Source organism: Affinundibacterium danionis, from assembly GCF_042432465.1.
Taxonomy (GTDB): Bacteria; Pseudomonadota; Gammaproteobacteria; order Burkholderiales; family Burkholderiaceae_D; genus Undibacterium; species Undibacterium danionis.
Window position 1 is genome coordinate 96868 of record NZ_JBHLXJ010000014.1, and the last position, 15041, is coordinate 111908.

Annotated in this window: 12 protein-coding genes; all 12 read right to left on the bottom strand. The window is 46.1% G+C overall.

The genetic code is table 11. The annotated features are described in order from the left end of the window. Positions 1-98: 98 nt before the first annotated feature. Positions 99-1469, bottom strand: a complete 1371-nt coding sequence (gene ppnN / locus ACFFJH_RS13135; protein ID WP_390213282.1) for a nucleotide 5'-monophosphate nucleosidase PpnN — start codon at positions 1467-1469, stop codon at positions 99-101. A 266-nt stretch (positions 1470-1735) separates the two neighbouring features. Further along, positions 1736-3070, bottom strand: coding sequence for a 23S rRNA (uracil(1939)-C(5))-methyltransferase RlmD (gene rlmD, locus ACFFJH_RS13140; RefSeq protein WP_390213283.1), 1335 nt, complete (start codon positions 3068-3070; stop codon positions 1736-1738). A 144-nt stretch (positions 3071-3214) separates the two neighbouring features. Next, complete coding sequence (gene rpoS, locus ACFFJH_RS13145; RefSeq protein ID WP_390213284.1) at positions 3215-4282, bottom strand: RNA polymerase sigma factor RpoS; 1068 nt, start codon at positions 4280-4282, stop codon at positions 3215-3217. Between the two features lie 99 nt (positions 4283-4381). Next, complete coding sequence (locus tag ACFFJH_RS13150) at positions 4382-5347, bottom strand: peptidoglycan DD-metalloendopeptidase family protein (RefSeq protein WP_390213285.1); 966 nt, start codon at positions 5345-5347, stop codon at positions 4382-4384. 36 nt (positions 5348-5383) lie between these two features. Further along, positions 5384-6247 (bottom strand): protein-L-isoaspartate(D-aspartate) O-methyltransferase, encoded by an 864-nt coding sequence (locus ACFFJH_RS13155; RefSeq protein WP_390213286.1) that lies wholly within the window; start codon positions 6245-6247, stop codon positions 5384-5386. Then, positions 6244-6981, bottom strand: a complete 738-nt coding sequence (gene surE / locus ACFFJH_RS13160) for a 5'/3'-nucleotidase SurE (protein WP_390213287.1) — start codon at positions 6979-6981, stop codon at positions 6244-6246. Before surE ends, ACFFJH_RS13155 begins: the two co-directional genes overlap by 4 nt. A gap of 110 nt (positions 6982-7091) precedes the next feature. Next, a complete protein-coding gene (locus tag ACFFJH_RS13165) occupies positions 7092-8348 on the bottom strand; it encodes an HD-GYP domain-containing protein (protein WP_390213288.1) in 1257 nt (418 codons plus the stop codon). Positions 8349-8717: 369 nt separating this feature from the next. Beyond that, positions 8718-9509, bottom strand: a complete 792-nt coding sequence (locus tag ACFFJH_RS13170; RefSeq protein ID WP_390213289.1) for a uracil-DNA glycosylase family protein — start codon at positions 9507-9509, stop codon at positions 8718-8720. 18 nt (positions 9510-9527) lie between these two features. Next, the gene (locus tag ACFFJH_RS13175) at positions 9528-10007 is read right to left on the bottom strand and encodes a type II secretion system protein N (protein WP_390213290.1); all 480 of its coding nucleotides are present in this window, start codon (positions 10005-10007) and stop codon (positions 9528-9530) included. A gap of 115 nt (positions 10008-10122) precedes the next feature. Continuing rightward, positions 10123-11343 (bottom strand): type II secretion system inner membrane protein GspF, encoded by a 1221-nt coding sequence (gspF, locus tag ACFFJH_RS13180; protein WP_390213291.1) that lies wholly within the window; start codon positions 11341-11343, stop codon positions 10123-10125. Between the two features lie 60 nt (positions 11344-11403). Further along, entirely contained in the window at positions 11404-12834 is a 1431-nt protein-coding gene (gspE, locus tag ACFFJH_RS13185; protein WP_390213293.1) for a type II secretion system ATPase GspE, read from the bottom strand. Between the two features lie 5 nt (positions 12835-12839). Continuing rightward, positions 12840-14996 (bottom strand): type II secretion system secretin GspD, encoded by a 2157-nt coding sequence (gspD, locus tag ACFFJH_RS13190; RefSeq protein ID WP_390213294.1) that lies wholly within the window; start codon positions 14994-14996, stop codon positions 12840-12842. Positions 14997-15041 lie beyond the last annotated feature (45 nt).

Sequence of the window (15041 nt, forward strand, 5' to 3'; positions counted from 1 at the left end):
GTAATACACATTGAATTTCCCAAGGCCTGACTACCAACATTGCTTATTCAAGCACTCGACTAAGCACACAATTACAAACCCAATAATAAACCAATTAATTATTTAATTACTTTATAACACGGTATGTAGGCTTTCCCAGGTAATTTCATCCGGTGCTGATCGACAAAAGAAGTCAACAAGATATCCATAGCGTGCATAATTTCCGGATCGCCGCAAATCTCAAAATGCCCATGCTTTTCAATCGCACGTATCCCTTGGTCTTTGACGTTCCCTGCCACTACGCCAGAAAAAGCGCGTCGTAAGTTAGCGGCCAATAAATGGGCTGGCTGCTGTTTATGCAAAGCTAAACCCTTCATATTCGCGTGAGTTGGTTCAAACGGATGCTGGAATTCGGCATCGATTTTTAGCAACCAATTGAAGTAGTAAGCGTCGCCACGGGCTTTTCTAAAAGCGCGAACTTTCTTAATACCCTCTTGCATTTCGCGAGCCACTGCGACGGGGTCATCAATAATAATCTTATACTTGCTCTGCGCCTCAGCGCCCAAAGTCAAACCGATGAACTGATCAATTTGTTTGAAGTAATCGGCAGCGACGGCAGGACCAGTGAAAACAACTGGGAATGGTAAAGCTGCATTATCGGGGTGCAATAAAATGCCGAGCAAATACAAAATCTCTTCAGCCGTACCTGCGCCACCCGGAAACACGATAATGCCATGCGCCATGCGCACAAATGCTTCCAAACGTTTTTCTATATCAGGCAAAATCACCAGATCGTTGACGATAGGATTAGGGGCTTCGGCAGCGATAATGCCAGGCTCTGAAATGCCCAAATAACGACCACTATCTATACGCTGTTTCGCATGACCGATGGTGGCACCTTTCATTGGTCCTTTCATCGCACCGGGGCCGCAGCCCGTGCAAATATCCATTGCACGCAAACCCAAGTGATACCCGACCAACTTTGTATAATCGTATTCGGCGCCAGAAATAGAATGGCCGCCCCAGCAGACAACTAAGTTAGGGCTGATCTGCGGCTGCAACAAATTCGCGTTGCGCAAAATATGAAATACGGCGTCGGTAATCCCTTCTGTCGAGTCAATATTGATATGCTCGTTCTTAATGATTTCACCGTGAATGAAAAGAATATCGCGCAGAACCGCGAATAAATGCTCTTGTATCCCCTTGATCATTACACCATCGACGAAGGCGCTGGCGGGTGCATTTTTCACTTCTAATTTAATGCCGCGTTCACGCTGCACAATACTAATTTCAAATTCTTTATAGCGTTCTAAGAGTTCTTTACCATCATCTAAGCCACTACCGCAATTCAACACCGCTAATGCGCAACTGCGAAACAATTGATACAAACTTCCGTGACTGGTGTCGCGCAATCGGGCGACTTCTGCTTTCGACAAAACTTCTAAGTGCCCTTCTGGCGCAATTTGTGTATCCATAACTTCATACTGCATATACTTACTCCTTAATATTTTCCACGGTTTTCCGTGGTTTTCTTTGTTTATCTACATTTCTTTTCTCTTCGTACAGTTAATCAGTATCCACTCTGAATAGAAATATTTCAAGATGGCAATTTCAAATTTGTCTCATATTAGAGCGAGCCGCCAAACAAGCCGCGAGTTGCCACAACTTAGCAATCATTTCCTAGAAATAAAAAAACCGACACAGGGTCGGTTTTTTTAGAAAAGTGGATATGCGACTTACTGCCATACTGAAAACGTCAAATCAGATCAAAAACCGCCATAGACTCGACATGAGAAGTATGTGGAAACATATTAACGACGCCCGCTTTGCTCATCTTATAACCTGCTTCATTCACTAACATGCCAGCATCACGTGCCAAAGTTGAAGGACTACAAGAAACATAAACGATACGTTTAGGACGCATTTCTGGCACAATCTTTCCTAGGTCAATCAAGGCCTGACAAACTGCCATAGCCCCATCACGTGGAGGATCAATTAAGAAACGATCGAACTTGCCCAAACCGACGAAATCTTCTGCTTTAGCTTCAAATAAATTACGTGTCGCAAACGAGGTTTTTGCATCCAAACCGTTGGCGCGCGCATTTTCCAAAGCGCGTTCTGTGAGTGCGGTACTTCCTTCAATCCCCACCACTTCACGAGCTAGCGTGGCGATAGGTAAAGTGAAATTACCCAAGCCGCAAAACAGATCCAAAATACGTTCGTCTTTTTGCACGTCCAGCAATCTCAATGCGCGCGCTACTAGAACACGATTAATATGATGATTGACTTGCGTAAAATCGGTCGGCTTGAATGGCATTTTCACGCCAAATTCAGGAAGCAAATAGTGCAGGTCTGAGTTTTCTGGATAATATGGTGCGGCGCTGTCTGGCCCTGCCGTTTGCAGCCACCATTGCACATTATGCTTATCAGCAAAAGCCTTCAGTTTCACATCATCGCCCGGCCCCAGCGGCTGCATGATACGCAGCACCATCGCGGTCACATTTTCGCCTATCGCCAATTCAATTTGAGGAAGGGCTTCAATGATAGTCAAGGACGTGATCAAGTCACGCAAAGGCATCAACATTTTGGAGATATGCGGTGGCAAAATGTCGCAGGTTTCCATGTTCGCCACATAGCGCGATTTTCGTTCATGGAAACCAACCAAAACGATGCCTTTTTTATGGACATTACGCACCGACAAGCGGGCACGATAACGATAACCCCAAGTTGGCCCATAAATCGGCCGCATCACCATGTCTGATTTTACTTTGCCTATGTGCGCAAGATTATCTTCCAACAAACGCTGTTTCATTGCGACTTGTGCGTTCGCATCCAAGTGCTGCATAGAACAGCCACCACAGACGCCGAAATGAGGACATTTTGGCGTTACCCGTTGAGAAGATTCTTTCACCAAGGCGCCCATCGTTGCGGCTTCCCAACTTGGCTTTTTACGATAGGTATTAAAACCAACAACTTCGCCAGGCAAAGCACCTTCGACAAACACCACTTTACCAGGTGAACCATCTTCATTGTCGAGATGACCAACACCGCGCGCGTCCATGTCTAGGGAACGGATATTCAGAGTATTCATGTTAATGAGGCTAGAGACGAAAGCTTAGCCTAGGAAAATTGATTCAAGATAATCCGACATTATACCGTCTTGCCCGCCCCTACAGGTAACACGGGTAACTCAGGCAACACTCAGTCAATACAAGCAACATTCAGGATACACAGACTATAACAAGGCATCGCGCCCTACGCCACGCGAGGCAAAACTACGTTTCAACTTAATCAAGGCTTCTTGTTGAATTTGTCGTACCCGTTCACGCGTAATTCCCATTTCATCAGCTAGCGTTTCTAGCGTCACCGGATCGTCATTATCCAAACCGAAACGACGCATAATGACGATACGCTGCTTATCTGGCAATTTGGACAACCAGTCTCTGACCAATACCGTGACTTCATGATGTTCTGCCTGCGTGTCCGGTGCGTGATCGGTATCACCGGGCAACATATCCAACAAACTACTTTGAGGATCGCCATCTAAAGGCGTGTCCAGTGACATCGCGTGTTCAGATAAAGCCAGAATATCTTGCACTTCATCCAAAGGGCGACTTACCAAGTGCGCAATATCATCAATCGTCGCATCTTTTCCATCGCGTTGTTGCGATTCCAAATGGTATTTAGCGCGCAAGATCTGGTTTAATTCGCGCACGACGTGCACAGGTAAACGTATAGTTCGTGCTTGATTCATAATCGCACGCTCTATGCTCTGACGTATCCACCAAGTCGCGTAAGTAGAAAAACGAAATCCACGTTCTGGCTCGAACTTATCAATCGCATGCATTAATCCCAAATTGCCCTCTTCTATCATATCGAGCAGGGCAACACCGCGATTGATGTAGTGCTTGGCGATAGAGACGACCAGGCGCAAATTGTGCTCTATCATTTTCTGCCGTGCGTCAAAATCTCCTTGCTTTGCTAAGGTCGCAAAATGCAATTCTTCTGCGGCACAGAACAGGGGGCGTGTTCCGATCTGATTTAGATAATGTTGAGTTGTATCTGTCGATAATTCTGCAGCGAGAATACTTTTAATTTCATCAATCGGAGCAATGGCGACGGTTGATAGCTCATCGGATTTATCGCCCTCATCTCCCCTACCTTCTTCTGCGAGTTCATCGTCGCTCTCATCAATCAATTCAAGGCTATCCTTCACCTTGTCGACATCCACTTGCAAGGCGTCGTTCAGATCGTTCGTTAACACTAGCAATCCGTCATCCGAACTATCTGAAGTAACGTGCATGGATGACGTTGATTGTTTTGTTTGCTTAGAACTCTTGATCATAATTTCAGTTTAATCCTGCAGATAAGTCTTAAGAACAACACACAAAAAAACAAAGATTTAACGCGCCGGCAATACCTTCATAGGATCGATAGGCTTGCCTGCTTGACGAATTTCAAAATGCAATTTAACCACATCACTATCCGAGTTTCCCATTTCGGCAATCTTCTGCCCCTTACTCACGGACTGGCCTTCTTTAACCAAATTGACTTTATTATGCGCATAAGCAGACAGGTAATTATTGGCATGTTTGATGATCAGCATATTGCCATAACCACGCATCGCACCGCCTTCATAAATTACTTTACCGGCGGCCACCGCCACAACCTCCTGCCCTAATTTACCGCCCAAGTCCAAACCTTTGTTTTTTTGATCGTCAAAGCCAGCAATTAATTTTGCGTCCGCTGGCCATATCCAATCTATCGTTTCGGCAGCTGGTACCGCCGGTGTTTTTTCTACTGGTTTTTCTGCGGCTTTAGCTATTGGCGTCTCATTTTTTTGCGCCACTGTAGTCTGAGTAGATGCGCCGTCAGCAGCCTTTTGCAATTCTGCCAGATTGCTCTCTGAATACGTACGTTTATCACCTCTTGGTGCGGTTTTATTGGTAGAAGGATTGACCGGAGTTAGGCTGCGGATTTCTATACCTTGCGAAGTCGTCACAGGCGAGACTTTAGCTACAGAACTACCTTCCGGTGGACCTATCCACAAGACCTGATCGACTTTAATATCATTCGGATTACGAAGATTATTCCACGCCACCAAATCACTGTAACTTTGACCATGATCAAAGGCAATGCGCAATAAAGTATCACCACGTTTTACGGTATAACTAGGGCGAACTTCTTGTTCCTTGACGACTGGTGCCACCACTACAGGCCTAGCCACTGGTGCGGCTACCTCACTACTGCGCTCGATAACAGGCGCATTATTAGGCACCGAAGTACAAGCTGCCAATAAACTGGCCATGCTAGCGAAGCCCAACAAGCGCAGCGCTTCATTTTTTTTCAATAAACAACTTTGCTTCATAAGCATGTTCTACTCGAATTAAATTACATAAAAATCTTAGACTACACCTTGGTGCAGTGGCACAAAATGGCAATGTTCTAAACTCGTACTATTCCATTCATTTTGACCGATACGTTCTATCAACTGCAAAGATTGATGTCGCCCTCCAACGGGTGCAATCAAGCGTCCACCAATCCGCAATTGCAATAAGAGTGCCTGTGGCACTTCCATTCCTGCTGCTGCCAATATAATACCGTCAAATGGCGCAACTTGTGGCAAACCTAACATGCCATCTCCATAATGCAAGCGAATATTCGGAATTCGCATAGGACGTAGATTTTCTTTAGCGAGTTCGTGCAAGGCTTTGATACGCTCTATGGAGTAAACCTCTTTTGCGACCAAAGATAATACGGCCGCCTGATAACCGCAACCAGTGCCTATTTCTAACACTTTATCGAGTGCTTTACCGTTTCGCATAATCTCCGTCATGCGCGCAACGATATAGGGTTGAGAAATCGTTTGATGATGGCCTATCGGTAAAGACGCATCAATGTAGGCTTGACTCGACAATCCTGGCTCAATAAACATATGTCGTGGAATCGCCTCCAACGCACCTAGCACCAACTGATCCCTCACACCTTGCTGCGCGACACGCGCTACCATTGCTTGACGAATCTTTTCTGAAACCATCACTTCGGTTCTTGGTACTGTGCTATGAATCGATTTGCCATGATCTGGCAGAAAAGGAAAGCCTGATGACTTCTTTGTGGGGGCAAATACAGGTGATTTGGATAAGGTATGGTTAGCGGCATTTTTCACCGCTGTCTGAGGCATCGCGGTAGCTGCTTGACTCGATGATTTGCCACGTTGCTCAACGACCGAGGCCAGACTTAATGGGAAACGTTTTTCTTTTGTCGTCATGCCAAATCCGCGGCCAAGGAATGCATTTGTTGGATATCTGTGATATCTATTTGCAGTGGTGTCACAGACACCAAACCTTGCGAGGTAACCGCAAAATCGGTTCCCTCACTAGCGTCTTTCACTGCACCCACCGGCCCTATCCAATAAATGGTACGGCCGCTTGGATCTTGAGTTTGAATGACAGGTTCAGACATATGACGCTTGCCTAACCGTGCACTGCGGACACCGCCAATATCCGCATAAGCCAGATTTGGGATATTTACATTCAGTAAAAAAGGGCGAGTTAGAGAAGAAAATTGACGTTGCACTAATTCTCTAGCGACACGTGCAGCACTGTCCAATTGATGCCAGCCCTTTTCTACCTGCGAAAAAGCAATGGCAGGAATGCCGAATAAATAAGCCTCAGTAGCTGCCGCAACGGTACCGGAATAAAGCGTGTCATCTCCCATGTTTTGTCCGTTATTAATACCCGACACCACCAAATCAGGTTTTTCAGACATCAATGCGGTCAAAGCGATGTGGACACAATCAGAAGGCGTGCCATTCACAAAATAAAAACCATTATCGGCACGTTGTACCGATAATGGTCGATCTAATGTTAAGGCATTCGAGGCGCCGGAACGATTACTATCAGGCGCGACCACGGTAATTTCAGCGATGTCAGCTAAAGCACCCGCCAAGGCGATAATCCCAGGGGCTAAGTAACCATCGTCATTGCTAATCAAAATTTTCATAAGCTCATTTTACCTGATGAGCACTATGAAAATCACAGCATATGGGATTTATTTCATGTCGTTGTAAAGACGTTGGTTTTTCAGCGACTATTCCAAAATGTGAGAACGAATCACATATTCTCGGCGGCATCTCCCAGCCAATAACGATTTACATCTTTTAATCCCCACGCTGACGCGTCCTCACGCGATACGATTTTATCTTGAATACCTGGACCACTAAGATCCAATAATACTGGTGGGATATACGCCATCGATTTGGAAGAAAAGAAAGCCCGAACTTTGGGAAGTAGTAGTGACTTACCTGCTTGCTGTTCAACCACGACGCCTAAACGTCCCGAATGCAATTTGACCAGTGTTCCTACAGGATAAATTCCTATGCTACGAATAAAAGCTTGAAACACACGTTCATCAAAATGTCCTTTACTCCACTCCGACATTTTCTTTAAGGATTCGGCAGGACACCAACCCGCTTTATAAGGACGATTCGATGTAATAGCGTCGTACACATCACATACCGCTCCCATTTTCGCGTATAAGCTAATCTGATCACCGTGTAAGCCTTTAGGATAGCCGCTACCATCGACTTTCTCATGATGATGCAAACACACGTCCAGAGCAATCTTGCCTACCCCTTTCGCTTCCAACAGCATTTCATAACCAGCGCTTGGATGTTCTTTCACCGAAACGAATTCCTCATCGGTCAATCGTCCTGGCTTATTGAGAATTTCTGGCGGCACCGCCATTTTACCGATGTCATGCAATAGCCCCGCCAAACCTGCTTCGCGGGTTTCCTCGTCACTCAATCCTAATTGGCGCGCCAAAGCAATCATCAAAGCGCAAACCGCGACCGAATGCATATACGTATAATCATCCGCCGTTTTTAAACGAGCCAAACCGATCAAAGCGCCGGGATTGCGCATCACCGAAGTAGCAATCTCTTCGACGAGCGGCATTGCGTGTTCGGCTTCAATCGCATTTCCCATACGCGCTTCGCTAAACATCGAAAACACCGCAGTCTTAGACTTGCCCACGATTTTTGCGGCGCGACCCAATTCGGCATCCATTGATGTTGGAACAATTTCGCTATACGGCGTCGGCGCAGCGACTGGCTTAGCGACTTCTACGACTTCAATCGGCTCAACAGGTGTCGGCGCTGGCTCATCTTTGACAACAGGTGCGAGCACGTCGCAGCCTCTGCTAGTATCGATCCAGGCTTCACGTATTCCTGCTTGCCGAATTTTTTCAATAGTAGCCGCGTCATCTATCAGAAAAGATTTTTGCCAAAAGGGTGAGGACATCCAAGACGCGCATAATTCTTTGATGTACATCCCTTGACGGATTTGATCAAATTGAATTTTCTTTAACATACTAGCTACTGTCCTTCAAGGTATTCGTTATACGATAGACGGCTCAAAGAGGGCATCAAAAATTATTAAATTATGGTTTTGACAAACCATCTTCATTTAGCGCTATATATTAATATATTTCCCAAAATCAATTTTAAGCAATTTCAATTTATTTTACAGTAGGCCACTCCGCTTCAACACAAAGTTTCCAAAGTCACTATTGATTTAGAGTAATTTTGTGCATTTTACCGACACAGCCAGATTAACCAAGCAATGGCAATCATGCTCCGTGACAAAATTAGAAGAGCATAGTACAAAGAAGTATCAAGTAAGCGGTTGCAAGTGAGCTGAAGCAACTAAGCAGTCGCAAATACGAACTCGCAAATATCGTCAAGTGCGCAGCAACTTAAGTTCTGCGAACAAGGCATGCATAGAGGCATTGGTGATAAAGCTCAAATTGTACGGATGTTCTGACTTCGCAATTTGAAATTGGTCCAAACAATTTACATGAAGATCATCGCCGATAGCAGACAAACGGTCCGCTATCTTCCCCCACAAAATCACGACAGGTTTTTGAGGCAATGCATTTAAAGCCTTAAATATCGCTAATAGAAAAACTTCCCAAGCTCTGGCATCGATGGTTGGCGCAACATGTGACCGAAAAACTAAAGAAGCATTGAGCATCAAAAATCCATTTGATAAAAAATTGCGATGTAAATCCGCCATAGTTTTAATCATTCCAGAGTCGTCTTCCCGCGCTCGGCGCGACACCGCTGCCATAGATTCTGAATTCAAATTTTCAATAGTCAGCACCCGTTCTGCAAGTAGCAGCATCTTCATGAAATTACGCAGTGAGGTGGCACGATTAACTGACTTACTCAAGCCGCCCTTCGCTTCATTTGACCAAAGACTGTCGACCGCAGCATCCATAAAACAATAACCATTAGCGCTAGCCGCACGTGGATACGGCCCTTCTCCCACTAAAACATAACGAATTTTGTCGATGGGAAGCGAGAATGCGGCAAAAATTCTCTGACCATCAGGCAAAAAATCATCGTGCGCCAAATCCTTTAAATAATCTGGCGATTTACTTTGCATAGCAAGTAAAGCGTCATGCAAAATCTCACGCCAACTAGGATGCACTGTGTCAAGTGCTTGCTCAAAATAGACTGGCAAACTCATTTTTATTCAATGGGGAAATTATGGCCGTTGCGCTGGCGGTGGTAAGGGTGCAGACGGAGCGTTAGCAGGAAACGCTGGAGATGTGATACCAGCATGCATAGGCACAGCCGGTAAATCTATACGACGACTAATTCCCGCCTCAGATACGACAATATGATCACGATGAACTTCAGACAAACTCACACCATTGAGCAACTCTTTACCCACGCCTATCGTCATAGTTGGTTTGCCTTCGACTGCGATAATGGCCGCACTGTCTTTCGCTTTCGCGGCGACGATAACGCCTTTCAATTGATAATTACTAGGCGCGATCTCTGCTACCGCAGATTGACCAAATAGGCTCCCCCACTGACCTACCGCAGGTTCATAACTTGCGGTCATGACAGGTGCTGCTATCGGACGAATTTTTGGTTTAAAAATCTGCAAACCCCAATAACTGATTACTGCACAAAGTAGCGCGAATGCGACTACCGTCGCTAACATAGGAAGACGCTTCATAATTTACTCATTTCTCAATCTTTTCTGAATTACTTTATCTCGGCCGATTACAGCTCATACACGTTGCTTGACGAGCACATTGATCGCCCGCCAACGCACGCGAACACACACTACACTATCGCACCAATTGATTAATTTCGATAATCGGCATCAAGACCGCCAAAACGATCAGCAAGACCACCACCCCCATGGCAAGAATCAACAGTGGCTCCAACATACCGGCAATGGTCAAAGCACGACGTTCCAAATCTTGCTCTTGCGCTGAAGAGGCTCGTTCCAACATCGCAGGCAATTCCCCTGTGACTTCACCAGCACGTATCATGTGAATCAACATGGGAGGAAAATGTTTATTTGCCGATAGCGCTCGCGCTAAGCTCACACCTTCACGCACGCTATTGGTCGCATCTTCAACTTGCGCCCGCATAGCGACGTTAGACAAGGTTTCTCGACTAGTCTGCAAGGCCGTTAAAATTGGTACGCCCGATCCGGTGGTAATCGACAAAGTGCTAGAGAATCGCGCCGTGTTTAAACTGCGTTCAAACTTTCCATACATAGGCGCATCAAGCAACCAAGTATGCCAACGCATTTTAATTTGCGGGTTCTGTAAGGCTTTGCGACATCCAAACACGATACCGACTATGGCGACCGCAAGCATCCAGCCATAGGCACGCACAAAATCGGAAACAGCCAACATGATCACCGTCAAAATAGGCAATTTCTGCTTAGTGTTGGCGAACACAGAAACAATTTGCGGTACCACATAAGTCAGCAAAAAAATCACAATCGCAAATGCAACGACGGTCACGATAGCCGGATAAGTAAACGCCAATTTCACTTTTTGCGTTAAGGCGTTGCGGCGTTCAATGTAATCCGCTAAGCGCGACAAGACGCGTGACAATTGCCCGATCTGTTCACCTGAAGCGACTAGAGCGCAGTAAATATCCGTGAAATCATTTTGGTGCTGTTTCAATGCGTCCGATAAAGAAGATCCGGCCAAAATCTCCGAACGAACCGAGGCGATTAAATCACGAATATATACACGTTCGGCTTGTTCCAATAAGGCCGAGAATGCCTGTTCCAAAGGCAAACCTGCCTCTAACAAACTGGCGAGCTGGCGCGTAAATAAAGCAAGCTCGACAGTAGACAGATGTTCACCGAAAAAAGCCCTAGATTTTTTTGCGTCACCAGCGGCTTGAGTGGTAATCAACTCTACCGAGACCGGAACCAAGTGCTGGCTCCTTAAATCAGAACGTGCCGCACGTGCACTGTCAGCGGTAAGCACACCCTTTTTATTCACGCCTAGTTGATCTATAGCTTCATAACGAAATGCTGGCACTTGCTGTACTCTCTTCTATGTTTTTATGTCTTCAGAACAAACTTCGCATTATGACGATTACTATTCTTTGGTCACGCGCAACAACTCTTCCCGCGTCGTCACGCCGGCATCCAACCAACGCTGCCCGTCTTCACGCATGACCTTCATACCATCCCCCTGCGCCGCCAGACGAATTTCCGCTTCTGAGGCTTGATGATGAATTTGGGCGGAAATCGCTTCTGTCGTCAGCAACAATTCATACACACCAACTCGCCCCTGATAACCTGTATGACCGCAGTGTTCGCAACCAACCGATTTCCAAACACCCGCCTCTTGTAACTTGCAGTGCTTACATAATTTACGCACCAAGCGTTGCGCAACCACACCTAACAAAGAGGACGACAATAAGAAAGGTTCTATGCCCATATCTAACAAGCGCGTTACGGCTGCTGCTGCGTCGTTAGTATGCAAAGTCGCCAATACCAGGTGACCTGTCAATGAAGCTTGAACGGCAATTTGCGCAGTCTCTAGATCGCGAATCTCACCTATCATAATAACGTCAGGATCTTGTCGCAGAATTGCCCGTAAAGCTTTCGCAAAGGTCATGTCAATCTTGGCATTAACCTGAGTTTGTCCAATTCCGGCTAATTCATATTCGATCGGATCTTCGACCGTCAGAATATTCGTGGTGCCAGCGTTCACGCGCGAAAGTGCTGCATACAACGTGGTAGTCTTACCAGAGCCTGTTGGCCCAGTTACCAAAACGATGCCATGCGGTTGTGCGATCAAATGATCAAATTGTGTAAGCACTTCTGCGCTCATCCCCAGATGAGTCAAATCTAACTTACCGGCTTCTTTATCCAACAAACGTAATACGGCGCGTTCGCCATGACCAGTCGGTAAGGTAGAAACCCTCACATCAACCGGCTTGCCACCTATGCGCAAAGTAATCCGACCATCCTGAGGCAAACGTTTTTCTGCAATATCCAATTGCGCCATAATTTTGATACGCGATACCAAAGAGGCATGAATCGCTTTCTTGGGACGAATCACGTCGCGCAATGCGCCATCGACTCGAAAACGTACCACGGAAATTTGCTCAAACGGTTCAATATGAATATCCGATGCCCCTTCACGCAAAGCCTGCGTCAACAAGGCATTAATCATACGAATCACGGGCGCGTCATCGGCGGATTCTAGCAAGTCCTCAATCGCTGGCATGTCTTGCATGAGTTTAGCCAAATCCATATCGGACTCAACTTCACCCACCACATCAGCCGCGTCACCACCTGATCCGGCATAAGCACGGGCAATTTCTGCCAATAAATCTGCATGCGGCATCAGCTGCAAATGAACCCGTCCAAAGCGGCGTCCTGCTTCTAAAATTGCGCTCTGCTTAGACTCAGAAGAGACTTTCAGCTCTACCGGAGCGCCTTCCAAATCGTCGCGACGATTCGCCAAAATTGAAAAATCACGCGCAAAGGCAAAAGGTAATAATCGATTGTCTGACATACGAATTATTTACCTTCTTTGGCAGCATTTTTATCGGCCGCTTTATCTTTCGCCGCATCCATCGAGGCGGGGACGATTAACTTCCCTTTTTCCAGTTTCAACAATTCACCGTTAGTATCTTTATCCAAAGATTGTAAATATTGAGTCCGCAAATAATCGTAGCGATCGACCGACACGCTATTACTTTGTTCAGCACTACGGATCACAGTTGGACGCAAAAACACCATCAAGTTGGCTTTACCGTTGGTACGTTTTTTGTACTTAAATAAATTACCGATAATGGGGATATCGCCCAGCACGCTCACCTTTTCAACGGCATCATCGTTGGTGTCGCGTATCAATCCACCCAAGGCAATAATTTGACCATCTTCTGCCAAAACATTGGTTGCAATGGAGCGCACTATGGTTGTGATACCAACGCCGCCCGCCACCGGTTGACCAATGCTAGACACTTCTTGCGCGATGGCTAAACGTACCGTGCCACCTTCGGAAATCTGCGGTTTCACTTTCAATTTAATACCAATTTCTGTTCGGGCTATCGTTTGAAACGGATTTTGACCTACTGTACCGGTATTCGATGTGTACTGCCCAGTGACTACCCCCACCGTTTTACCATCGACTATGCTGGCTTCTTCGTTATCCAAGGTGACTAAGTTAGGAACAGACAACACATTAGTATTGCCGTCGGTCGCCAAAGCATGCGCCAGTGCACCTAAGCCCAACTGCCCTCCCACTTGTCGAAACAAACCAACGGTCAAGCCCTTACCGGTCACTGCCCCCAATTGTGCTGTGGAATTACCACCAAGGGCAACTAAACCAGTATCGCTTGGAAAGGAAGTCACACCACCTAAGCGATATTTACTATTCGCATCGCCAGTCGCCCCCAGCCACTCAACACCTAACTCGCTGGCTTTTTCGTTCGACACTTCTACGATGAGCGTCTCAATATAGACTTGCGCCCGTCGTGCATCGAGTTGATCAATCACGGCACGCAAATTACGATACACGGTATCGCTGGCGGTAATAATTAAGGTATTGGTCGCTTGGTCGGCCTGAATAAAACCACCACTTCCACCTGCCTGTGCTTGCGAAGTACTCGATGAACTAATCGGCAAGCTTAGATTACTACTACCACTCGATGAGGCGGTACCTGCCATAGATTGATTACTATTGATATTGCTCCCTGATGTACTACCAGATAAGCTCGAATTGTTGGCCGAACTGGCGGGCAAAGAGCTATCTCCACTTAAAATCGAGCGCAAGGTTTGCGCCAACTTCACGGCCTCTGCATTCTTTAAATACACCACATGAACATTGCCGGGTAACTCGGTCGGCTGGTCTAATGATTTAACTAATGACTTAACCAAATTAGTACGAGCAACAGATGGCGCTTTCACTAATACTGAATTCGTTCTGGAGTCTGCAAGAATCACGGTTCGCCCTGAATCTGCTGGCGCCTGTCCCTCGGTCAAACGTGATGCTAATGCGGCGATATCGCTTGCAATCGCATGTTTAATAGGAATAATTTCTAGCTCTGGGTTGACTGGCACATCCAACAAGGCAATTACCTCCGCCATCCTGCGCATGTTATCGGCGTAATCAGTGATCACGATGGAATTATTGCCCGGGTTAACATTGATCACATTATTGGGCGAAATTAAAGGACGCAGAGCTGTTACGATATTATTGGCTTGTTCGTAATTCACCCGAAAAACTTGCGTGATAATTTGATCGCCCTTAATACTTTTAACTTGGGTCGGGCCACCTTGTAATTTAGCATCGGTCTCAGGAACGACCTTAGAAAAACCATCTGAAGTGACCACTGCAAAACCTTGCATGCGCAAGTTGGATGTCAAGAGTTTGAAAGCCTGCTCTTTGCTTAGTGGTTTTTCAGCGACCAAAGTTAATTGACCTTTAACCCGAGGATCAATCACAAACGTGGTGCCTGTGTAATGGCCCACGGCTTTAATCACGGATTCAATATCCGCATTCACAAAATTCAAACTAGCAGCATCGCGCGCAGCATCTTGTGCGAGTACGGTATGTGGCAACAGGGCAGCACTCAAACTCAGTGCAGTAAATGCGACTCCACCGACCAATACACTTTGCCATTTTCTTTGCATACTGGTCACCAAACTACTGTTCACGATTTGCTTTGACATTGGTGTTGATCCTGATGTTTTCATTTTATTCTTCATACTATTCGA